This window comes from Brucella haematophila (assembly GCF_005938105.1).
Classification (GTDB): Bacteria; Pseudomonadota; Alphaproteobacteria; order Rhizobiales; family Rhizobiaceae; genus Brucella; species Brucella haematophila.
The window spans coordinates 469,941-493,550 of the sequence record NZ_VCPE01000003.1 but is presented as its reverse complement, the minus strand read 5'-3'; the positions used below and the strand labels follow the sequence as shown (position 1 = coordinate 493,550).

Genomic DNA, 23,610 nt, shown 5'->3' with positions numbered 1-23,610 from the left:
TGCTCCTGCCTGCTCCGATAGCGGAAAGCCGCAACGAAATAATCCGCTGCGGCCTCACTATCTTACGCGTTTCTAGAGATCCTTGGCGGTAATCAGCTTGATATCCGTCTTGACCCAACCGGAGAATTTTTCACCCGCCAGCTCTTTAAGGCCATAATCGATACCCATCGCCGCCATCTGAGCGCCAAACTGGTCGATTGTGGCCAGCATTTTGCCATCCTTGATCAGCGGTTGAACAGCAGGAATATTGTCAAAACCGACGACCTTGATCTGGCCCGATTTTCCTGCTGCATCGAGCGCTTTGACAACGCCAAGAGCCATCGAGTCATTAGCCGCCATAACGCCTTGAATATCCTGATACTGCGTCAGGAAATTCGTCATAAGCGTATTGGCTTCTTCCGTTTCCCAATGTGCTGTCTTGGAGTCCAACAGCGTCAAACCGCCTTCGGCAACCGCGTCGTCGAAACCCTTCTTGCGCTCCTTGGCATTGTCGGCCTCTGGATTGCCTTCCAGGATAACCACTTTGCCACCCTTGCCCAGTTCTTTGGCCAGAGCCATGCCGGACAGTTTTGCGCCTTCGCGATTGTCAGGTCCAAAGAAAGCCAGATCAATACCGGCCTGCTTCTTCGCCTCTTCATCAAGCGCAACGTCGATATTGATGACCTTGATACCGGCTTCCAATGCCTTTTTTACAGGTGTGACCATGGCCTTGGAATCCGCCGGTGCCAAGACAATCACATTGAACTGCTGCGTAATGAAATTTTCCACCGCATCGACCTGGGCAGCGAAATCACGCTCGTCTTTCATGCCAACCGCAGCAAAGCTAAACTTATCTGTATTCTTGGCAGCGTATTCTTCCGCACCCGCCTGCATTTGCTTGAAAAACTCGTTTGCGAGCGATTTCATGACAAGGCCAATTTTCGGCTTGTCTGCTGCAAAAGACGGTAAGGACGGCAAAAGCAGCGCGCCTGCTCCGACTGCGCTGGTGGTTAGAAACTGGCGTCGCGAAATCGAACCTAGACCCAGCCCATTAAACATTGAACCTTTAGTCATGAATTCCTCCCCTCGCTTCAGCGTTGAGCTTCAGCATGACTTCAAGGTAGAGCCGGAATCGGAAAACTGTCAAGACTACAGAAAGTGGGGGCTCATAAGTATCGCGCCAGCCTTATCTCATCTCGCAAACCAGAATATTAGCTATTGTCACAAGCTACTGATTGAAAATGCGTACCCTACAAATCTGTCGGGTTTGCCCCAGAATCTGATGCGTAACAGATGGGCGCGCCCATTCTTTGCATAAAACCTCGTTCCGCCTCACGTCAATAAAACCGATCATGCTGGAAAATTCCTTCATCATCAGTATTGCTGAAAATTGATCTCTATCAACAGCTCAATCGTATCGTACTTATTATATTCTATAATATATATAACTTTTATTGTCTCATTTCTTCTTTCTGTAGAGCCGCACTGTTGGTCCTCCGAATAGCAACCCCGTATATTCAAGCGAGACACGGCTACGAACACCAGTCTTCGGGTCAACCAAACGGTCTTCATTACACCGATGTGCTTTAACGTCGCAATAGACACCGTTGGAAAGAGTGAAGACCTTTCGGTCAAACACGCCTTGCGATGCTAATTTATCAGATGCTTTTTGTCCTAGATACTGAGTAGTCAACCCATCCGAGATACCATCTTGATCGGCACAGAAAGACTGATTACACAAAACACCGTTCGCAGGCGAGAACACCGTATCATGCTGAGCAGCGTAGATGAACGGCGAATAAAGGCACGACAAGAGTAGAGTGATGGCCGCCGGGATTATGATTTTCATATCGCAATCCTTCCTTATATCTCAATCGATGGAAAAGGCCTTCCCCGGAAGCGCCCAATCAAAGGAGCTTCCGGGGAAAACGGTACTACCACTTCACACGTACACCGACATTGCCCGTAACCGAGTAACTGTCGCCAAAGTTCTGCAAGCTGGACGCTGTCGCCATCTTCCCGAACACGGAGTACACATCGTTGGCCCACGAGTAATTCGCGGTGACTCCAATTTCACCCCAGGTCTTGTCGATGGAACCTGTGGCAACGCGCTCACCAGACACCATGATGTAGTCCGCTCCGCCTTTCAGCTCCTGATACACATTGATGATACCACCAAGCGTCAACTGGCTCCCAGTTCCATCAGCTGCCTGCCAGTTCGTTGCATAATTGGCGGCCAGCCCAAGCCGTCCAGTCAGGCTCTGCACTGATGGTGTATTCACCGACGCTTTGAAGATGTCGTCATAGTCATCCGTATTGAGCGAAGACCATATCAGCTGCGCCTGTGGCGTCACGCTCCAGCGATCATTGAATGTGAACTCTTTGCCTGCTTCAAGGCTCATGGCATAACCAAAGCTCTTGACACCTGATGCAACCTCCTCGCTAGCAATGTCGGAGTTCATGTCGGATGTATACCAAGTCGCCTTGGCCTGACCGTCCACATAGATGCCGTTATCACCGTACCAGGTCAGCGCACCACCAATGCCATAACCATTGACGTTCACTCGACCGTTACCGACTTGCGACGAAGTATTGATCTGGCTGCGCGTGTAATCCACCCAGGCACTGCCGATCAGAGAGCCGTTATCACCTTCCATGAACTGCCCGTCCACGCCGGCCTCTACTGACCAGTTATGCGAGCCGTAAGTGCTGCCGGTGGCATTGCCATTCGGCGTGTAGAAACTGTAGCCGCCCTGGACTCTGCTCCAGAAATAGGTTGAACGGGTTAAATCGTCAGCATTCTGTCCCTGCGTATCACCCGACTTGGAACCACCGTTCTCACCAGCCTTATAACGTGTGTTGAACGAGGCGAAACCCGTACGGTTCAATGAAGCGAGCGCGCTTGTCGCTGCCGAATAGAGTGGCACACCTGCCTGATATTCCGGTGTACCCGGGTTTGACGGCTTCGTCGGTGTCGGATTGTCCTGAGTTGGATTATCCGGGGTTGGGTTATCCTCCGTCGGCGTATCCGGCGTCAGCTCTGGCGGCTGGTAACCTTGCATCTGGCTACGGAGATACCAGTTGCCATCTGAACCAACTGCCCTGCCTTGCGCATCTGCGCCGCTGCCCTTCTCCAGGGTATAGGCATAAGCACCGCCCACAACAGCCTGTGCGCCACGATAATTCACATAATTACCAATCAGGTTAAACTGGCCGTCTGAGTTTCCTCCGACCGTAATTACCTCAATGCCTTTGTCCGTCAACTCGCCATGAGTACCCGGCTGCAATGCAACAACCTTCACATCCGTCGTGCCGGAGGTGTTGCCTGCGATATTCAAGCGATCACCGGGAGAATTAGTATCGCCATTCAGATTTTCATGCAGAACGAGCCTGCCGCCTTCGCTAGAATAATTCCCATTAACCTCAAGCGTACCAGGCTTGTCGCCGATACCGGGAGACACCTCGCCCTTATTCAGCAAATTGTTCATGGTGCCATCACCGGACAGAATGCCTTCATTTGTGACGTCACTATCGATTTTACCAGGATGCTGATCATTGCCAAGCTGCAACTCGCCATCGGGCTTGATAAGCGTTTCTCCCGTATATGTGTTTTCTCCAGAGAGAATCTGCTTGCCTTGTTCTACGGTAAAGCCGCCATCGCCTTCGATTGTGCCAGAGAATTCGCTGCCATCGCCATTGGTAATGACAATATTCTTGTCGCCAAGGTCCACAAGGCCGTCTTCGCCGCCGCGCAGATGACCAATCTCGATATCGCTTTTGTTGCTATCCTTAACATCGAGCGTGCCATCAACTGTGACGCCATCCGCGTCACTGATATCTCCATCACCTTTCACAATGATGGTATTACCTGCTTCAATTTCCAGCTCGCCAGTGAACTGCTGTTCCGTATCAATCGTAGCAGCGCCGCCGCCTTCGAACTTTACATCGCCATCTCCAGTGATCGGATTGACGACGAATGGATCCGAACGGTCGTATATAAGTGTACCATCGACGACGATATCACCCTTGACACTGCCGTTCGTACCACCATCGCCGATTACGAGCGTGCCGGTTTCGTCGATCTTGGTTCCACCCGTATATGTGTTATCACCCGTCAGATGCTGTGTTCCACCACCGATTTCCAATCTACCATTGCCCTCAATGATACCGGAGAAGACATCACTGTCCTTTCCGTCAGCGATGATCAGCGTCTTGTCGCCAAGTGTCACGCCACCGCCGCCGCCAAGGCTCTGGATGGTGGAGCTATCACCGTTGACTTCGCTGATATCGAACTTGCCATCGTTGGTCAGGCCCGACGAAGCTTCGATGCTGCCGTCACCCTTCAGATGCAGTTCACCGTCTGAAATCACGGTCTGGCCAGTATAATCATTGTCACTGGTCAGCGTCGTAATGCCAGTGCCCTGCTGTGTCAGTCCACCCGGCCCGGAAATCGTGCCGTCAAGCGTGATATCGCTGGACAAATCAACAATCAGCTTGCTGTCTGGATTATCAATATGCACATCGCCAACGATGCTGCCTGTTGCGCCCCTGTCCCCGATCTGCAGATTGCCATCCGTGATGAACGTGCCTCCCGTATAGGTATTATCGCCCGTCAATATGGTCGTGCCGGTTCCGGCCTGTTCCAGAGTACCCGTTCCTGAAATCACCTGACCGAAAACCGGATTATCCGAACGATTGATGACCAGATGAGCGTCATAATCGTCACCTGTACCGACGGTGATATCACCCGTCACGCTGCCCGAGCTGTGACCGTCACCAAGCTGAAGCGTTCCCGCCTCAATCTTTATGTCGCCGGTTATGTCGTTGTCATGGGTGAGGATAAGTGTTCCAAGATCGGTTTTCTCGAAGCCGTGATCACCGGTCAGATTGGAATCGATAGTCGCAACGATGTTGACACTATTAACCGTACCGTCGCCAACGCGAATAATTGGTGTATCGGTGTTGCCAGATGTCGCGAGCTGGAGATCACCTCCTTCAATGAGATAGCCATCATTCGCGTCACCAGAGGCAAACTGCAGACCGCCAGCAACGACCTGCCCATTTGCAGTATTATCGACGGTGACAGTACCCGGCGCGCCGTCAAATTCAGCGAAGCGATTGTTAAGATAGCCGTTGTTCGCACCATTACCGTCTGTCCAGTTGGTTGCGCTGCCAGCGTCCCACGTGCCATCACCACCACCCTGCAACTGGTCACCATTCCAGCGTGCATTGCCGTCCAGCAGCTGTGAATCCAAGCTTACATAGTTGCCGGACGTCGTGATACTCAAATCAACCGGATTAAACCCGCCGGTATCACCAAGTGTCCAGGAACCAGTCACTGAACCACCATATTTGATAATGTGGTAGATACCGGGTCCGAAGCCGCCCAGATTCTCCACATTCAGCACACCGCCGAGAGTCAGATTTCCAGTCACATTGAACAGCTCTGACGAGCTGGCATTGTAGGTGCCAAGAGAAATGTCGGTGATGCTTCCTGCACTCAGTGTCAGATTGCCGCCAATGTTCAGCGTCTGGCCCTGTGTACCCTTAAGATGGCCATTGCTCTGAACCGTCACATTACCAGCAATACTGCCGCTGCCGCTGAGATCGCCGTTACTTGACACAGTGACCGCGCTCGCCCCCAGAGAGTTGTCGACAACCAGCGAGCCGTTGGCTTCAACCGTGCCCGTGAAGCCGCTGCTGTTACCCTTCATTACATAGGCGCCAGGGCTGTCAACCCTCAGAAGGCCAGCGCCGCTGAGTGTATCTGTATCGATTTCGCGGCTCGAATGATCGAATTCCAGCGTAGCACCGCTGGCGATGTCAATCGCGCCCTTGATGTCGCCCTTTGTACCGCTATCACCAATCCTGACTGTTCCCTTCTGGATGGAGGTATCGGCGACAATATCGTCGAGCACCACTAGCGTGCCGTCACCGATTTTGGTCAGACTGCCTTCGGCAGCTCTGACGAGGCTGCTCTTACCCGCAACTGCGTTCGACAAAGTCAGCGTCGTTCCCGAACCCTGGGTATCGATAATGCCGCCGCCAGCGCCCAGCTTGATCTCCTGATCGAGCGTGAAGGTGTTCGTTGCCTGTAATGTGCCGCCAATGAGAAAGAGGTCATTCGATGCGGACCCCAGATTGTTTGCGGCAGCAACCGAAATTGTGCCTCCGTTGACAGTTGTACCGCCCTTATAGGTGTTGACACCGCTCAATGTGAGCGTGCCTGCGCCGGACTTGGTCAGCGACCCGTTGCCGCTGATGATCGCGCTCAGTGCCTTGTCGTCGGAACGGTTGACGATCAGTACACCATTGTCGGTGATAGAGGTAGCTTTGGTGAGCCAACCGTTTGTGCTGCCATTTCCGAGCTGCAAAGTGCCATTCGAAATCGTGACTGCATACGCACCGATATCACCGGTCGCAGTGAAGACGCCATTGCCCTGTTTGTCGAATGCCGACCCCGCTGTACCAGTCATGGCGCCAGCGAATGTCGTATTGCTATTGCCGGTCAAGGTGAGCTTTTTGGCGCCCAGCGCAACCGTGCTGCCAGCAGCCGCTTCAATACCCGACAGGCTGATATCGTTGCCATTAAGGTCGGCGGATGTGCTGGCGGCAAGGGTGAGCGCTCCGCTGCCGAAGGCCGTCGCGCTGCCTGCCTTCACCGAACCGGCCTGAACATTCAGCCCACCGGTGAAACTATTGGCGCCCGACAGGGTCAGAGTTCCGGCAGCCATCTTGATGAGCTGGCCTGCGCCACCGATTGCGGCCGCCGCCGCATATGCATCGCTGCGATTGAAGGCCAAAGTGCCCGCGTTGCTGACAGTACCCGTACCAAGCGCGCCAGTGGTGCCGCCGCTGCCGATATTCAGCCTACCGCTGGCATCGATCGTTGTGGTTCCGGTATAGCTATTGATACCGGTTAGAGTCGTCGTTCCGCCGGCATTTTGCAGAAGATTACCTGCACCTCCGATGGCATTGGCGACCGTGAAACCGCTATCAGTCCGGGAGAAGGACAGTTTGCCGCCGTTGGCAACAGTCACAGCGCCCGCTCCGAGCGTGCCAGTCGTGCCATTGTTGCCAACCTGCAACGTGCCGGCGATGGCAGTTGCCCCAGCATAGGAGTTGTTGCCCGTGAGGACGAGCGTACCATTGCTCATCTGATTGAGACTGCCCGAGCCACTGATCGCATTCTGCAATGTCACGGTGCCGGACCGATTTATCGCCAGCGTGCCATTGTCCGTCACCGCGCTGCTGGTAGCGATGGAACCTGTGGTTCCGCCATTGCCAAGCTGCAAGGTGCTGCCAGCCGCGATGGTCGTCGCGCCTGTATAGGTGTTGTCGGCCGCAAGGATGAGCGTGCCCGTGCCCAATTGCTGCAAACCGCCATTGCCAGTAATTGCTGCAGACTGGGTCACGGCATTGGAATGATTGAAGGCCAGCGTGCCTCCGTTGGCCAATGTGGAATTGCCAATCGAACCCGTAGTGCCACCATCGCCGAGCTGCAAGGTTGCGCCTGTACCGATTGTCGTCAGACCGGTATAGTCATTATCGGCGGTGAGGATGAGCTTACCGCCTGTTCCGAAAACATCAAGCTTGCCGTTGCCGCTGACCTTGGCTGCCTGCGTCAGAGTCTGGGTGGTGTTGAATGCCAGTGTACCGTTGTCAGTTACCGCAGTGGCGTTGGACATGGTGCCGCCATTGGTAAACTGGAGCGTGCCGCCGGAAATCGTCACACCGTAAGCGGCAAGATTGCCTTCCATAATGAAGGTTCCGGTGCCCTGCTTGACGAAGGTGGAGCCAGCCGAAGCGGTGATATTGCCGGTGAAGGTGGTCTGGGTGGTGGAATTGACAGTCATGCCCTTGCCACCCAGCGCAATGGTGCCGCCGCCCGTCAACCCACCCATTGTGACGTTATAGCCGCCGACATCGACAGTTGCGCCGGTGAAAACATCCATCGTGCCAGCGCCGGTGCCGAAAGCGCCCGTACTGCCCGCCAGAAGCGTGCCGCCTTCCACCTGAATATTGCCGGAGAAGGTGTTTGCGCCGGAAAGGGTCAGCGTGTTGCTGCCCATTTTGGAAAAGCCGCCGCTGCCGCTGATGGCAGCCGAAACTGTCAAATTCGCAGTCTGGTTGAAGGCCAGAGTGCCGTTGTCTTGCAGACTGGTGACGCTGAACGACCCGCCATTTTCGATCTGCAACATGCCCTGATCGATCTTCACCGTATTGGCGACAATTTCACCCGTCACTTTCCAGGTTGCAGCACCCGTTTTGGTGAAATTTTCAAAACCATTATAACCCGACATGCCCGCAAACGTGCCACCTGTCGTGTCGCCACCCAAAGCAAGGGTTGCGCCCGTGACACCATCAGCCACCGTAATGCCGCCAACGATGTTGGAGCCATCCCGCAATTCCAGCGTGGCGTTGTCACCAACAATCATGATGGCGCTGGTGGCAGGGCCCGTACCATAGGATGCACCTGCCGTCACCGTGCCAGCATTGACCACATAGGCATCATGGCCAATGCGAATGCCAGCGCCACCGTTGGCGCTATAAGAGGCATCAGCTGTATTCTGTCCACCAGCACCACCGGTAACTGTACCATAATTTTCGAAACGAGAACCAACTCCAACAACCGCGACACCATCGCCACCGCCACCTGCGCCTGCATTGGATTTCGCGGTGCTCCCACCATTGCCACCTATAATCGATGACTTTTGAACGTTGGTCAGTATACCATTGATAAGTGCACCGGCACCTCCACCGCCGCCGCTGCCTACGTCGGTCGTACTACCGCCAGCACCACCCGCGATGGTCAAGCCATCATGCGTAGAGGCTGAACCATTTCTAATAAGCAGCCCGGCTCCGCCTCCACCAGCACCGCCCGCAGCTTTGTTAGTATAAATAGAATTTCCGCCTGCGCCACCCGCTATCGAAGCTGCGCTAGGGTTGACTTCAAGTGCGCCGACACCACCGCCACCGCCGCCGCCGCCAGTGGCTCCACCAGCACCACCGCCGCTTATACCACCGGTACCGCCGCCAAAATCGCCACTCGAAGCGCCCCCGCCGCCGGCACCGACACCAGCACCCGGATCTCCACCATTTCCTTTTTGCCCTCCCGTCTCACCGGCACTACCCCCTTGTCCACCAACTCCAGTTGAGGTACTGCCACCACCACCGCCGCCATCGTAACCAGCCCCACCAGCACTCACTACACCGCCACCCCAGCCATTACCTGCGCCACCCTGCGTCGCGCCCGAGCCACCACCCGCTGTCCCCCGCAAATCCTCAGCACTCGCATAGCTGGTCGGTGCCAGCAGGATAGGCGTGGCAAGGGTGGAGGCGGTGAGCAGCGCCCAGAGAAGCGTGGCGGCCAGAGACGAACCGGCGCGCGTGGTGGGCAAACGGGAGCCATCGGGAACCGCCGTGAGCGCCGACGAAGAGACAAGGCCGCGCGTGTGGCTTTGCAGCGCGCCCGCGACCGGCTTTTGACGAAGCTTGCGCCGTGGCTTTGGCTGAGACTGGTTCATTATCTGCTCCTGATATGTATTCGTTCTTCAAATTGGTGGTGTCAGTGTCGCGCCCCTCTACGGGCATCGGGCACTGACGGTTTCGGCGAGGCTTTCCGGCACTGCCGGGCCTCAAAATTCGACTACTCGCTCACGCCTACGCACATGGTTGCGCGCGCAAACACGCGAAAGCAGCCCGCCGCGACAGGCCCCGCTTTGCGCTTGCGCATGAATGTTCTGATATTAGCGCCAGCGCACCGTCTGGCTGGCCCTTGAGGCGCACCTCGAAAACGGCCAAAAAAACACGAAGACCGCGCATGGCAAAAGCAGCGCATGGCCAATCGTGCGGCCCAAGCGCCGCATCTGCATTATCCCTCAATAAAAATCCCAAACCGGGCCGCTGCAATCTCTCACCTCAAAAACCAAACCGAATGCGGGCGCATCCATCTCCACCGGCACCGGTGGCAAATTTCGCACTCACACCCGGCGTTTTCTTCCTTTGGAATCAACCGCCATCACCTGAACGCGGCCCGCTAAAAGCAATTCTTCCCACGCTTATTCAAGACTAACTTTAGTAAAAAAACTGTGACTATGTTTAGATTCCCTTACAAAAACTGTCAATATTACAACATTTCTGGGTAAGTTATTTGATATTACTAATTTATTGACATAAGTATATTTGGGATTTATGTTGTGTATACTAAATTAGGTTCTGTGAAACATCGTTGTTTCCATTAAGGAATTGGCTTTCGATGACATGGGCCATGATGCCGCGCAGGCGCGCGCTCGGTGCCGGGCATATCTGCCAAAAGGTCGTTTCGCCTGTCGCTTTTCCGCAACAGCGACCGAAGACGAACAGAATCACAGAAAAATGAGGGCGGGTTTGGCTTTGGTTCCGGCACGAAGGAACCAGTTCGCCAGTGCGATTGCCGGTGTTGAGCGCATCAACGCCGATGGGTCCGGCAGTCAATGGTATCGGTGGTTAGATATCGCGGTTCACAAGCGCGCAATAAAATGCGCCGGTCTCACGACCAGCGCGCATATCGCAGATTTTTCAATGACATTCAGGCGGCCAGCCGCATCTCAGGCTGACGAAGGCACTGGACCAGCCGCGCCAGAATGGAAACCGCAATTTCCGCCGGGTTGCTGGCGCCAATAGCAAGGCCAATCGGTCCTTCAATGCGCGCCAGCATGGCATGATCCATACCCGCTATTTCCAGCCGTTGCAGGCGCTTCGCATGGCTTTTGCGGCTGCCCAGCGCTCCGACATAAAAGCAACCCGCCTGCAAGGCAGCAATCAACGCGGCGTCGTCGATCTTGGGATCGTGGGTCATAACCGCGACCGCCGTATAAGGATCGAGCGGATGCGCCGCAAACACATCCTGCGGCCATTCGGCATATAGCGTGCTATCAGGGAAACGTTGCCGCGTGGCAAAGGCCGTGCGCGGGTCGATGACTTCGACATCATAACCCACCATGCGCGCCATTGGCGCCAGCACCTGTGCTATATGCACCGCGCCTATGATGACAAAACGCGGGCTGGGAAGATGCATGTTACAAAACAGCGTTTTATTATCCGCTTCCACAAGGGCCGATACACCATGCGCAAAACTGCGCCCGATGATCGGTTGAAATGCGGGTGGCAGTTCGTCGCCGCTGCGAATAAGCCGGTTCGCGCCCGTTTCCAGATCGGTCAGCACCGCAACAGCCCGCCGCGCCCGGCGCTCTACATTAAGTGCCCGCAGCAGATCGCGGTCGGCGCGCTCGAGATAGATGCGGATTGATCCGCCACAGGACAGCCCTGCACGCCATGCCGTTTCATCGGCAACGCCGGATTCAACCATATCTGGCTTGCCCGTTCTGATGACATCGGCGGCTCTCGCCAGCACCTCCGCCTCCACACAGCCGCCTGAAACCGACCCCTGAAACGCGCCATCGGCATCGACAATCAATTGACTGCCCATCCGTCGCGGTGCGGAACCCCATGTCTGCACGACCGTGGCAAGCGCGACCTCCCGCCCCATCCGCAACCAGTCTTCCGCCAGACCAGGAACATCCTGACTTTCATTGGTCGCGCTAGATATATCAAACAGGTCCATGCGCGCCTCTATCCCAGTTGTTGCTTGATCTTTTCAGGCGTGATCGGAAATTCGTAGAACCGCTTGCCCGTGGCATGCGCAATGGCATTGCCAATGGCCGGAATGATTGGGATCGTCACAACCTCCGCTATGCCTTTGGGCGGCGATGTGTCGGAAAGTGGCGTCAGATATTCCGCCGTCTGGTTCCACACGGCAACGTTTTTCGACCTTGGCAATGTGTAGCGATTGAAATTCCACGTTCCATCGCCCGGCCCATCTTCATAAAGCGGCAACTCCTCCATGAGTGCATGGCCGATCCCCATGGCCAGACCACCCTGCTGCTGGCCCGAAACAAGTTCGGGCACGATGATCTTGCCGGGATCAAGAATACTGTGATGCTGCATGATCTCGACCGCGCCGGTGAAGGTATTGACGTTCAACTCGACAAGGCAGGAGGCAGGAGCATAGGTCGTCACGCCTGCATTGTTGCGCTGCACCGGCGGGAAATTGACCTTGCTGCGATTGATGTATTCATAGCCGCCAGTGGTCATCCGCCGCTTCGTCGCGGCGGAAGCGCCTTCGCCATAGCGGACCGCCAAGGCGTCGATCGGGAGTTCACGCATGCCAGTGCCAGGTATATTGAATTGCGCAGTGGCCCATTCCCAGCGGCTGAAGCAGTGAAGCGCCACGCCTGTTATCAATCCCAGATCATGAGCCTTGCGAGCGATACGCTCAAAGGAAAGCGCCTCCATTCCTCCGCCTACGACACCCCCCGATACAACGCGCATATCGGCAAAGCTGACGTCACCGGCGGATATTTGTCCACCTGCCGGGCCTTCGCTCCAGATGGCGCGGGCCGCTGGCCAGATGGCGTTTTCCAGCAGGAACTGTGCCGCCTGACGTGTACCAAAACTCAGGAAATAGGCGCTGTTGGAAGCGCTCATCGCAGGCAAGGTGGCGGGTACCCAGAACGGGTTTTTTTCCGCTTCATCCTGCTGGGCTTGGGAGATTGTGTAGGGCGAGCGTTCGGCGATGATAGGAAGCTGCGGGAAATCCGTGACACCGAACTCGACATCATCCGGCACCTTGCCGATAATATCACGCACCAGCACCTGCTGGGCGGTGGTCGCTCCGGTGCCTATTTCCTGCACGCAATGCCGCATGGTCAGCCGCCCCTGCGCATCGAACTCCAGTGCAAGCGCGGATGTATCGGCTCCCGTGCCGTAATCCTTCTGTACCTGCGCGAAGCCGATGCCGTAGAGACGCCCCGGATGCGCCGCGTCATAGTCCTTCTTGGCCTGTGCCCGATTGACCCATAGCGGATTGGCTGCGGCTTTCTCCAGCATTTCGGTATTGCGCGGGTCACCCAGCGGTTGCGCGCCTTGCGTGTTCAGATAGCCTGCTTTCGTGGCATTGCGCTGGCGCAGTTCGATGGCGTCAATCGCGAGTTCATTCGCCAGTTCATCGACCATCAATTCGGTCACCGACATGACCTGAAGCGCACCATAGCCGCGCATGGAGCCGGCATCCACGGCTCGGCTCGCCAGAGCGACAGAACTGAAATCCGACTTCGGCAGATAATAAATCGACTGCGCCGCTGTTGCGGCGACCTGCGCGACGGAAAAGGAGTAATTGGCCCGCCCGCCGCCATTGGCGACATACTGACCCTTCATGATTTCAAACTGACCTGTCTTGCGGTCCGCGACGAGAGAAACATCCATATGCATGGAGTGTCGTTTGAGCCCGAGCTGGAATTGCTCATAGCGATCATTGGCGAGGCGCACGGCTTTACCACCGCCATAAAAGGCCGCCATCACGCAATAGAGTGGGAAGATCGAGTGATCCTTCGAGCCGTAACCGACTGTGGTGCCGGAAAGGAGTTTGATCTCATCGACCGGAAAATGCTTGTTGCCCTTGACGATCATTGCGGCAAAACGCGCCGTATCATAGGGCGATTGTACGGCAGCGATGATATGCAGCGTCCGTGTTTGCGCATCGTACCAGGCATTGCCATTGTCCGCTTCCAGCGCAGAAGGGTCAACAGACTGGGAAAATGCCTTGCGATCGAGAACGATCTTGTCGGCATTCTTTCGCGCGACTTCAATCTCTCCGGCTAGTTCATGCGCCGCATTCATCCCGCGACGCATGGGTTCATAAGTCTCGCGCGCCACCTGTTCGAGATCGCGCGCACCTCCACCACGATGCCTGGTCTGTACGGAACGCGGAACGAAGAGACCCGTCTGGCTTTCGTCCGGCCAGACAGGCTCGTCACCCTTGAAATTGCCAAAGATGGTCGCATCCTGAAAAGAGGAATAAACAGAAGGCGACGTCGGGGTTTCACCGCCGATACGCACATAACGGGCGGCACCGTAATGCTTCGGCGGCTTGGGACCGGTTTGCGCGCCATAACGCACGATATCCGGTTCAAACCGCAGCGTCCGTTTTGCGAGTTCGAAGCGCTCGAAATCGTCATAAACGAGCAGAGCCACCGGGTGGCCCAGCAACGGCGGTGTTTCACCTTTCGGAACGAGAAAGTTCCTGCCGAAAAACTCTTCCGCCAGATCGGGTACTTGCGGAACACGGAGACCATGCCGCTCCAGATCTTCATGCATGACCAGACAGTCGGGCTGGAGGTCTTTGCCCAGTGACGATAGATTCAGACCTTCGAACGTGCGGTCGGCATTGGTCGCCTTGATGAAAAACGCGTGCCCCTGATCCTTCGTCCAGCCAGCGATGTCTTTGGCGCGATAATCACGCGCAAAGGTTTTGCCCCCGGTTACCTTGCGTATCGCATCCCAGCGATAGCGTGCCTTTCCGTCGGCACCGATCCAGTCTGCGGCAGCCGGGCCGGATTGGACCTCCAGCGCTTGAGCATTGGGAAGACGCGCAAAGAGGACCGAGATGCCCGCGAACGTACCCAATTTGATGAAATCACGGCGTGACAATCCGGCAGCCATGTATCTATCTCCTTAATCAACCGTGGCGGGATACCATCCGCGATACGGTCAAATCAGTTCCACACATTATCGAACGGAGCGTCGGAATGCTTTGACTTCCCCACCGGTAACCGGATGCCCGCCTTGTCCGCCCCATTGCGCGCGCATCCAGCTGACAAGGGCCGCGATCTCGCTCTCGTCCATCGTATCGGCAAAAGACGGCATGGCGTACATGCGCTGTCGGTCCGTGAATGTCTGGGTGGCGATGCCGTTCAAGATAGTATTGATCAGCGCGTTTGGCCGATCCAGTGCCACGATACCGTTGCCTTTCATGGCAGGCGCGACATTGGGTATGCCTTCGCCTTTCAGGCCGTGACAGCCCGCACAGGCCGAAATATAGGACATTCGCCCTTTGTCCATTTCGCTGCCGGGCGCAGCCTGAAGCGCCTGCGGCAGAGCTTCGGGCGCCGACTTTGCGGCCGGGATATTTCCGTCTTTGTCCGTCAGAAGGTAAGTGGCAATGGCGCGAATATCGTCATCCGCCATGACATTGGTGGAGAAATGGGTCACCGTATTCATATCAGCGAAGGATGTCCCCTGAGGGGCGATACCGGTCTTCAAATATTGGCTCAAGGCGCGGATATCGAAGCCCTGTCGTGTCAGCATCGGCTGGGTAATGTCAGGCGCAACCATGCCTTCCAATATGCCGCCTTGCAAATTGCGCGCAAAGTCGGGTGCCATCATGAGATTGAGCGGCGTGTGACATCCTCCGCAATGAGCCAGCCCCTCAACCAGATAAGCGCCTCGGTTCCAGTCGGCGGAGCGCTGGTCATTGTACGGCGCTTCGCGTTTTGGAAAATTGAAAAGTGCCCAGAAATTTACGAAAGGACGGACAGGCAGACGAAAGATGGCGCTATTACGCTTATTGGCAATAGCAATCGGCGGTATCGTCATCAGATAGGCATAGAGCGCGTCGATATCATCCGGCGTTGTCACCTGGGTGAACAGGAACGGCATGGCTGGATAAAGATTGCGATGCCCCGGTGCGATGCCATACTTCATCACACGATGGAAATCCGCCCGGCTGTACTTGCCGATACCGTAGGTGGGATCTGGCGTAATGTTGGTCGAATGAAGTGTGCCGAATGGGGTTGAAATTGCGACGCCACCTGCAGCCATAGGCCCCTCAGGCAAGGAATGGCAGCCGAAGCAATCGGCAGCTCGCGCCAATTCCTGTCCTCTAGGAACAAGCGCATGCAGTTGTTCGGCAGACAGTGGCGTTTTCACATCGGGAGTGAGGGATGAAGCTCGAAACACTCCAAGAAAGACGGAAAACCCCCCCGCACCGACAATCAGCAGGGCGGCTAAAGCAATGTAATAAAGACGCTTATGTTTCATGCCCCCGCCACTCCGCCCCGATCAACCGACGACACAGCCGGGCGTCGCCAGAGCAACATCGCGGATCGCCTCATAGTAACGAACGTAGCCGGTGCAGCGGCAAATATGGACATCAAGCGCATCTTCAATCGCCGCCTCCAGATTAGCACGCTTCACTGGTTGCCGTTTAAGCTGCTCGATAAAAACGGTTGCGCCGGCAACAAAACCGGGCGTGCAATAGCCGCACTGAAAAGAAAAATGGTCGATAAATGCCTGCTGAATCGACGTCAAAACGCGAACATTACCAGTAGCGTCTCGCTCTCCATGCCCCTCAATCGTAAGGATCGATTTGCCGTCAAAGAAGTGCGCGTCATAGATGCATGTGCGGCTTTCAGTTTTGGTACCGTCAGGCTTCACCTCGATCACGGTACAAGCATGACAAATGCCTTGACCACAACCGAAATGCGTCCCCGTCAAATCGAGATATTCATGTAGAAAATCGACCATTGGCATACCGAGCGGGACATCCATCGGTCCGACCGTGACGCCATTGACCGTAAGGGTAAGTGGTCGTTTCTCCATACTCATCCCAGAACCTGTTGATGATCATCCTACGGGGCATTATTAAGCAAAATCTCAATATTGTATTTGTCATTTCTAATTTAGTTAAATATAATACTATTCCTTTAAATATTATAGGAATTCATCTCGATGATTCACGAAAATAAATTCGATTGGATATTTATTCAATAGAGAAATAACAATTTCGAACTACTGCCAATAATACGGAAAAGCCAGCCCGCGCAGTGAATGTGTCGGATGCAGCTCAGCATATTCAATCGCTCGCCAAGCTTGAAAGGCGCCCATAATGGCGCTCCCCGCCACCAAGTAACAAGATGAAGAATTTCTAATAAAATTCTTTTCTGAATCTGGACAGATAGAAAAACATCAATATTATATTAGATATGCATCACGTATAGAATATAGATGCGACAAGATAGGGATTAGCGATGTATTTTCTGAAAGACCCTGTCGTCGCGCTCTTTGTCTCACTCGCGATTGGTTACCTCATTGGCAAACTGCGCATCGGCCCCGTTCGATTGGGTGGGGTTTGCGGAACATTGTTGGTGGCACTGACCATAGGGCAGCTCGGCGTTCGCATGTCAGCAGACCTGAAAGACAGCGCATTCACCCTCTTTATTTACGCGTTGGGGTTTACAGCAGGGCCGCAGTTCTTTGCCAATATCAGAGGCGGATGGCGTTATGGAATATTTTCCCTAATCGAGGTTGTATGTGTCACCATTCTGGTTGCGACGGCTATCATTCTATTCAAGCTCGATATCGGAACAGCCACTGGTCTATTTGCTGGATCTGCAACGGAATCTGCTGTCATCGGAACAGCGTCACAAGCAATCTCACATCTGGTGATCTCGCCGGAACAAATCGAACAATTACAGGCCAACGTCGCTACGGCCTATAGTCTTACCTATCTGTTCGGCCTCATCGGAATTGTAGTGTTTACCACCCAGCTTGCGCCGATGCTTTTGAAAGTCGACCTCAAGACCGAAGCGCAGGCGCTCGCCCGCAGACTTGGTTCTGAGGACGATGACGAGGATCAGGTTGAGGGCTTGCCCATGTTTGTTGCCCGGGCTTTCAGGGCAGGTTCGCTTGCTGGGCAGACTGTTGGCGACCTGGAGAAAGATTGGAACTGGGCAGTCACGATTGAACGTGTTCGACGACATAGGAAAATTCTTCAAACAGATCCCAGTTTCCTGTTGAATCCAGATGACATTGTCATTGTGCATGGCCGCCGTAACGCGGTGATAGCAGTTCAGGATTTCTTCGGAGAGGAAGTACCTGTACCTGATGGAACCAGCCTGGCGCTTGTTACCCGGGAAGTCGTTCTCATTCGAAAAGAAGCTTTCGGGCGTCAGATCCGTCAATTGCGACAGTCAGCTTCGCCCGATCTAAAACGCGGAGTGTTCATTTCTAACGTGCGACGTTTGGGTCAGACTGTTCCGGCATTGCCGGGTACAGTTCTCCATGAAGGCGACGTCTTGACACTTTACGGGCAGGACAAACCGGTCTCCCGAGCTGTTGAAACTTTGGGCAAGCCGCTGCCAAAAGTCGGCAGTACTGACTTTGTATTTCTCGGCCTCGGTATCGTCGTCGGCCTTCTTTTGGGCCAATTCTCGCTCAGTATCCGAGGTTGGGAGCTATCGTTGGGATCTGGCGGCGGCGCGTTGATTGCCGGCCTTGCTTTTGGTTGGCTCAACATGAGAAATCCAGCACGCGGCGGATTCCCGGTTCCGGCTGCGGAGTTTGCGAAAGATTTTGGACTGGCCGTTTTTATAGCCGCCATTGGACTGAGTGCCGGACCCGATGCAATCGCGCTCATTCTCGAATACGGACTTATCCTCCCACTGCTGGGTCTGGTAGTTTCGTTCGTGCCTGCGTTGGTGTCGCTTTTCGTTGGCTCAAAATTGATGAATATCGATACGCCAATCCTTCTTGGTGCAATCGCCGGGCAGCATTGCAGTACGCCAACGATTAGCGCACTCGTATCACAAGCGGGAAACTCCACACCTGTGATCGGGTACACAGTTACCTATGCCATCTCAAATGTGCTCTTGCCTCTTATGGGACCAGTGATTGTGGGCATTGCTTCGACACTGGGAGGTTAGTTTCATTTCCATACAAGGGAAAGAAATCCGCCTCGCCCCCCCAAACCGCTTACCTGAGAACTTTCTGGTAGCGCTTGATCAACCTGTCACGCTTAAGTTTCGACAAGCGCTGAAGCCAGAAGATGCCGTTAAGCTGATCAATTTCATGCTGATGGCACACCGCAAGCAAACCATCGGATTCTTCGGTCTGCTCATTGCCGTCAATATCCTGATAGCGAATTCGGATGCGAGCATGCCTTTCGACCTTCTCGACAATACCGGGCATGGATACGCTTCCTTCGTCATGAACGATTTTCTCGTCGGACGCCCAAACGATCTCGGGATTAATATAGGTCTTCTCGCTGCCATTGCCGGAAAGTTGCAGCACAACCACCCGTGCCGATACGCCAATATGAGGCGCAGTGATACCGATCCCCGGTGCGGCGCGCATCGTATCCAGCAAATCGCGCGCAAGAACACGCAGATCATCGCCGAAGGTCGCGACAGGGTCGGCAAGCGCTCGCAAACGCGTGTCTGGATATTTGATAATCTCTCTAACAGTCATGTCGCTTCTTTACCCGACTGTTCGGTTCGGCCGCAACCTAATTCGGGTCCGCTCCGACATTCGGTGGATGTCATCACGCCGCAGAAATCACGCGGGAATTTGGCTTTGCAACCCGCCCACCGACAAAGAGAACAAACGCATTCGTATGTTAGCACCGGGGACACGAAAAGGCTCCGGCGCCAGTTCCTGCAAACACAAAATTACCTTCCAAGCCCTACTTCACTTCCTCGAAGTCGGCAGGTTTCCAACTTCCATCGAAAGCGGGCTTGTCTGGTCCATAGATGCGGATATAGGCGAACCAGCCACGACCGGGGACTGTCTTGATCCAGCGACCTTCCTGACCGGCAGGTGCGGTCGGTCCAAAATATAGTTCGGTTGGTTCGCTCTTGCTTGCATCTTTCAATTCAAAGAGCGACCGGAGAGCCGCCTTGCTCTGATCGGTCTGCACTTCCGAACGGGTCTGCGCATCATAGGCTGTCACAGACCAGAAGAGCTTACCGGGTACCGGCTGTGGGATCGAAAGCTTGTAGGTTTTACCGCCATCGAGCCAGGCCCCGGTGCCGTCGCGAGCGCCAAGCCAATAGAGCGACCCTGCGCCGGGCGAACGGCGGAACATGGCGGGAGACGTTACAATAGCTTGGGCAAACCAACGGTCGCGCGCTTCCAAATCGATCCCTGCTGGCGTTTCAAACTGGGCGCTTCCAGGAACAAGGCCGACCCATTCCCATTTGCGGTCGGGCCAGGCAAGCTTGTCAGTGCGCGCTGTGTCGAAAGCTGAAACCAGCATCTGATCCCGGCCCTGGCGGGCGGCCTTCTCCAGAATTTCCTTCATTCGGTCGTCCGGTTTGAACGCCTTGCCCTTTTCAATACCAATTGCCTGAAGCAGGCCGTACATGGGTTCGAACTTCGCGACAATCGGCTCTTGTTGGATAATGTCATTCAGCTTCTGCCAAAACTGGATATTGTCCTCCCATTTGAGAGAAGTGCTATCCAAGTCCATATTGGTCGTATCAACAAATTTGAGTCGCTGCTTCGGATTGGCTAAAGGATAAATCTTGATTGCTTCCAGAGCCTTGAGGGCTTTGTCTTGATCGCCTCCAACAGGTAGCGCCCTTACGGCAAGCAGATTTTTGTAGGTTTGTGTCTTGCCGACGAAATATCCTTTCGGAATCTTGCCCTTATAATCCGGCCCGACGATCAGATGCTTGCCACCTTTGCCCGCATCGGGTCCCGGTATACCCATATCAAGCACCCAGCTTTGATTGTGATCGTTGACGAGACCAATGTAAGCCCCGGCTGGCAACTCCACCACCATCGGCCCCTTGGACACGTCGAGTGTCGCCGAGCCATATGGCGTATCGGAGTTGAGTGTAAAGCCGACCTGACGCGGCCCCGCAGCAGCGCCTCCATAGGCGGCGTTGTCCTCGATCCCGGCAGCGCGATTGCCGTTGAAGATGCCCTCGACCGAAACGGTCGGATACCAGAAGCGATAGGCCACCACTGCCCGCTGCAAACCGGCGTCATCCTGCGCACTCTTGGTCGTTGCAGCGGTGGGATATCCGTTCTCGAACTTGTATGTCGTTGCATCCTGCGCGAAGGCGACGGATGAAAGCGATGCAGCCAGAAAGGCCGCGACAACGATGCGGTTCTTCATCTTCTTCTCCAGGTTTCGATACAATTCAGGTTCACTTCACTTCGGCGAAATCCTCAAGTTTCCACGACTTGTCGAACCATGGCTCCAGCGGGCCATAAAGACGGAAAATCGTGAACCAGGATTTGCCGGGGATCGTTTGAATCCAATTGGATGTGTCGGTTGGCTGTTCAGGCGAGAAGACGATGTCGGTGGAACCATCAGCGTTCTTCTTTAGGTTCTTCTCGCTGGACAGGCTTGGAAACTGCTGGTCTGTCTGCAGCATGGAGCGTGTCTGAGTATCGTAAACGACGACTGACCAGAAATCCTTGACCGGCACATTTGCCGGAACGTGCAGGCGATAGGTTTTGCCGCCATCAAAAGGATTTCCATCCTTGTCGAAGTTTGTCGCCGCATATTGGGAACCTATTCCCGGCATGGCCACTGCCATGGCAGGCGTATTGATCGTTGCAGCATAGTAGAACAGCGTGCGCGCATCGAAGTTTCGTGCCCCGCTTTTGGTCATCCACTCATAACTGCCACCGATGAAAGGTGTTGTCCATTTGCGATCGGGATAGATCATCACCGCTGGATCGCGCGGACGAAAATCTATGTTTCGGGCTGCCGCATTGCCGACCGCGACTGAATCCTCAAGAATCTTCTTCAGTCTCGCATCAGGGGCGAATGGCTTCCCCTTTTCCATGCCGATGGCAGCGAAGATGCCCGTCATATCAGGTCCATACACGCCCGCCGGTTCTTCCTGAATGATCTGGTTGACCTCCTCGAAGAACTTGAAATTATTGGCATGGACAGTGTTCATGGCCCGACCCGACAGATCGATGAACTTCGTTTCTGGAGGGGTGGTGCGCTTTGCCCAAGGATAGGTCCGCAGCTTGGCCTTGAGACTGGCCACGCCCGGCGCTGGATCGCCGTCGTTCATGAAAGCGCGCCCAAACAGAAGATTGCCAAAGGTTGGAGACTGGATCACGAAGTAGCCCTTTGGCTTCTCGCCTTTCCAGCCTGGCGGCACGAATAGATACTTCCCACCCTTACCCTTGTCAGGGCCCGCATTGCCAAGATCGGTCACATAGCGGAACCAGAAGTCATTGATAACGCCCAGAATACCGGGCGGGCTTTCAACCACAACGGGTCCGTCCTTGAGGTCCATCCAGCTAAGAAAGTAGATCGTCTCGGAGTTAGCCGTCAGGAACAATGACTTAGAATCCATCAGCGTCGAAAAGACACCGATAGTTCCGTGTTCAGCGCCGACCTCACGCAGCCCAGTACGGATCGCCACCATGGAGGCGCCGGGAATTCCGTTGAGGAAGGCTTCAATACCGCGACTGAAATCAAGCTGATCCCAAACCTTCTCCGCTGTCTCCACCGTCGGCACACCGTCATTGAACTTCAGCGTGCCGATGCGCGTATCGACTGAATCTGGCGTGACGATCTCATCCGGTATCGGCGTCGTCATCTTGTAATCCTTGGCCAATGTCTGGCTTGACGCCAGACAAAGGATTGCCGCGGTAATCAGAAATTGCTTTCTCATAGCTGTGTTCTCACTTGATGTTCACGACGGGGTCAGGTTTCCAGGTCTTGTCGAAGAAAGCTTTCGTCGGCCCGTAACGGCGTAAAATCGTGAAAAAGCCCTTGTCTGGAATTGTCGCAATCCGCTTCGCATCGACACCCGGATTTTTCGATCCAACGTAAATGTCCGTGGAGCCGTCACTGTTCTGCTTTGCAGTATGCGTCTTGGCTGCGAGGTCAGTGTAGTCTGGCGAATACAATGCAGCGGTGGAGAGCTTAACCCCATTGATGAGGCGAGAAAGACAGAAGATATCCGTTTCAAGGTTCAATCTCCTCAGTTTTGAATAAACTGAGCGGAACCCGGTTAAAAATGAAGCACGTTACGGTAACGAATGCCAGTTCCCCCATACCAATGACTTTAGCTCGCACGTCAAGCGACACAGGTGCACCGTACATCTGAAGAAATATCGCGTTTGTTACTGTAACAAACTTCATTTTCAGCACTTTTTAGATACGATTTTAGCAATATGAATTTAGGGGAATTTTGCTATGTCGGTGTTCATTCGTACAGGTCTTGGTCTGCTGTTCTCCGTCGTCGTGACTAACGGCGTCATGGCGCAAGAACATCAGTCGGTGAATGATGCCAACAATCCTCTGACACCGAAGATTACTGTTAACTTCCATAATTACTATTCAGCCGAGTTATTCGGGTTACCCGGACGTCGGGCCAATCAGTTTCTTCTGCGCGGATTGGTGCCAGCGGACATAGCCGGCCTGCCGCAGTTGTTGCGGTATACATTGCCCATCGCCACGGCCCCTGAGTTTCCCGATGGGTACGTAACGGGATTGGGAGATCTCACGCTGATGGATATTTTCATCCTTCCCAAGCACGGCGACATAACCTTGGGCGCCGGGCCTATACTGGTTATACCGACCGCCACGGACGACGCACTCGGCAACGGCAAATGGCAAATTGGTGCCTCGGGTGTCATCGTTGCCCCACAGAGCTGGGGCCTTTTAGGTGGTCTGGTAACCTATCAGGCATCGTTCGCAGGCCACGGCGACAGAGACAATGTCAGTTTGGCAACCGTCGAGCCGATCATCAATTACAATTTGAAGGACGGCTGGTATCTCCGCTCGACAGCAACATGGAGTTTCAATCTGGAAGACAATGAGGGTTATATCCCGGTTGGCTTCGGTATCGGCAAGGTGTTCGAGCTTGAAAAAGGCATTACAATGAATGCGTTTATCGAACCGCAATATACAGTTTGGCACCAAGGCGACAGTTCGCCGAAGTGGCAGATATTTGCAGGCGTCAACTTCCAGTTTCCAGTTAAGAAGTGACCTCA

The 23,610-nt window shown here is 54.6% G+C and carries 13 protein-coding genes; 2 read left to right on the top strand and 11 right to left on the bottom strand.

The genetic code is table 11. The annotated features are described in order from the left end of the window. Positions 1–72: 72 nt before the first annotated feature. The 7 genes from FGI60_RS07405 to FGI60_RS07370 form a co-directional block, all read right to left on the bottom strand. Positions 73–1,053, bottom strand: coding sequence for a sugar ABC transporter substrate-binding protein (locus tag FGI60_RS07405; RefSeq protein ID WP_138784605.1), 981 nt, complete (start codon positions 1,051–1,053; stop codon positions 73–75). Between the two features lie 385 nt (positions 1,054–1,438). Beyond that, positions 1,439–1,828 (bottom strand): YcgJ family protein, encoded by a 390-nt coding sequence (locus FGI60_RS07400; protein WP_138784604.1) that lies wholly within the window; start codon positions 1,826–1,828, stop codon positions 1,439–1,441. 85 nt (positions 1,829–1,913) lie between these two features. Further along, entirely contained in the window at positions 1,914–9,506 is a 7,593-nt protein-coding gene (locus tag FGI60_RS07395; protein ID WP_171058725.1) for an autotransporter outer membrane beta-barrel domain-containing protein, read from the bottom strand. Positions 9,507–10,549: 1,043 nt separating this feature from the next. Further along, on the bottom strand, positions 10,550–11,584 hold the full coding sequence (locus FGI60_RS07385) for an XdhC family protein (RefSeq protein WP_138784601.1): 1,035 nt from the start codon (positions 11,582–11,584) through the stop codon (positions 10,550–10,552). Between the two features lie 8 nt (positions 11,585–11,592). Beyond that, on the bottom strand, positions 11,593–14,520 hold the full coding sequence (locus FGI60_RS07380) for a xanthine dehydrogenase family protein molybdopterin-binding subunit (protein WP_138784600.1): 2,928 nt from the start codon (positions 14,518–14,520) through the stop codon (positions 11,593–11,595). Between the two features lie 66 nt (positions 14,521–14,586). Then, positions 14,587–15,897, bottom strand: coding sequence for a cytochrome c (locus FGI60_RS07375; RefSeq protein WP_138784599.1), 1,311 nt, complete (start codon positions 15,895–15,897; stop codon positions 14,587–14,589). Between the two features lie 21 nt (positions 15,898–15,918). Beyond that, positions 15,919–16,464, bottom strand: coding sequence for a (2Fe-2S)-binding protein (locus FGI60_RS07370; protein WP_138784598.1), 546 nt, complete (start codon positions 16,462–16,464; stop codon positions 15,919–15,921). Positions 16,465–16,886: 422 nt separating this feature from the next. Here FGI60_RS07370 and aspT point away from each other — a divergent pair, with 422 nt between their 5' ends. Beyond that, positions 16,887–18,560 (top strand): aspartate-alanine antiporter, encoded by a 1,674-nt coding sequence (aspT, locus tag FGI60_RS07365; RefSeq protein ID WP_138784597.1) that lies wholly within the window; start codon positions 16,887–16,889, stop codon positions 18,558–18,560. Between the two features lie 49 nt (positions 18,561–18,609). Here aspT and FGI60_RS07360 read toward each other — a convergent pair whose 3' ends face one another. The 4 genes from FGI60_RS07360 to FGI60_RS07345 all read right to left on the bottom strand — a co-directional run bounded on the left by FGI60_RS07360 (position 18,610) and on the right by FGI60_RS07345 (position 22,590). Then, positions 18,610–19,104, bottom strand: coding sequence for a peptide deformylase (locus FGI60_RS07360; protein ID WP_138784596.1), 495 nt, complete (start codon positions 19,102–19,104; stop codon positions 18,610–18,612). A 214-nt stretch (positions 19,105–19,318) separates the two neighbouring features. Beyond that, a complete protein-coding gene (locus tag FGI60_RS07355; RefSeq protein WP_138784595.1) occupies positions 19,319–20,758 on the bottom strand; it encodes a DUF1254 domain-containing protein in 1,440 nt (479 codons plus the stop codon). Between the two features lie 31 nt (positions 20,759–20,789). Then, complete coding sequence (locus FGI60_RS07350) at positions 20,790–22,283, bottom strand: DUF1254 domain-containing protein (protein ID WP_138784594.1); 1,494 nt, start codon at positions 22,281–22,283, stop codon at positions 20,790–20,792. Positions 22,284–22,293: 10 nt separating this feature from the next. Next, complete coding sequence (locus tag FGI60_RS07345; protein WP_210238423.1) at positions 22,294–22,590, bottom strand: DUF1214 domain-containing protein; 297 nt, start codon at positions 22,588–22,590, stop codon at positions 22,294–22,296. Between the two features lie 220 nt (positions 22,591–22,810). Between FGI60_RS07345 and FGI60_RS07340 the strand changes: the two genes are divergently transcribed. Continuing rightward, a complete protein-coding gene (locus FGI60_RS07340; RefSeq protein WP_138784592.1) occupies positions 22,811–23,605 on the top strand; it encodes a hypothetical protein in 795 nt (264 codons plus the stop codon). The last annotated feature ends 5 nt before the right edge of the window (positions 23,606–23,610 follow it).

What these genes read in the sequence shown, in the direction of transcription:
- FGI60_RS07370 (WP_138784598.1), bottom strand. Translation starts at nt 16,464, where the DNA reads ATGAGTATGGAGAAACGACCACTTACCCTTACGGTCAATGGCGTCACG.
- FGI60_RS07380 (WP_138784600.1), bottom strand. Translation starts at nt 14,520, where the DNA reads ATGGCTGCCGGATTGTCACGCCGTGATTTCATCAAATTGGGTACGTTC.
- FGI60_RS07385 (WP_138784601.1), bottom strand. Translation starts at nt 11,584, where the DNA reads ATGGACCTGTTTGATATATCTAGCGCGACCAATGAAAGTCAGGATGTT.
- FGI60_RS07355 (WP_138784595.1), bottom strand. Translation starts at nt 20,758, where the DNA reads ATGAAGAACCGCATCGTTGTCGCGGCCTTTCTGGCTGCATCGCTTTCA.
- FGI60_RS07340 (WP_138784592.1), top strand. Translation starts at nt 22,811, where the DNA reads ATGTCGGTGTTCATTCGTACAGGTCTTGGTCTGCTGTTCTCCGTCGTC.
- FGI60_RS07400 (WP_138784604.1), bottom strand. Translation starts at nt 1,828, where the DNA reads ATGAAAATCATAATCCCGGCGGCCATCACTCTACTCTTGTCGTGCCTT.
- FGI60_RS07350 (WP_138784594.1), bottom strand. Translation starts at nt 22,283, where the DNA reads ATGAGAAAGCAATTTCTGATTACCGCGGCAATCCTTTGTCTGGCGTCA.
- aspT (WP_138784597.1), top strand. Translation starts at nt 16,887, where the DNA reads ATGTATTTTCTGAAAGACCCTGTCGTCGCGCTCTTTGTCTCACTCGCG.
- FGI60_RS07360 (WP_138784596.1), bottom strand. Translation starts at nt 19,104, where the DNA reads ATGACTGTTAGAGAGATTATCAAATATCCAGACACGCGTTTGCGAGCG.
- FGI60_RS07405 (WP_138784605.1), bottom strand. Translation starts at nt 1,053, where the DNA reads ATGACTAAAGGTTCAATGTTTAATGGGCTGGGTCTAGGTTCGATTTCG.
- FGI60_RS07375 (WP_138784599.1), bottom strand. Translation starts at nt 15,897, where the DNA reads ATGAAACATAAGCGTCTTTATTACATTGCTTTAGCCGCCCTGCTGATT.
- FGI60_RS07395 (WP_171058725.1), bottom strand. Translation starts at nt 9,506, where the DNA reads ATGAACCAGTCTCAGCCAAAGCCACGGCGCAAGCTTCGTCAAAAGCCG.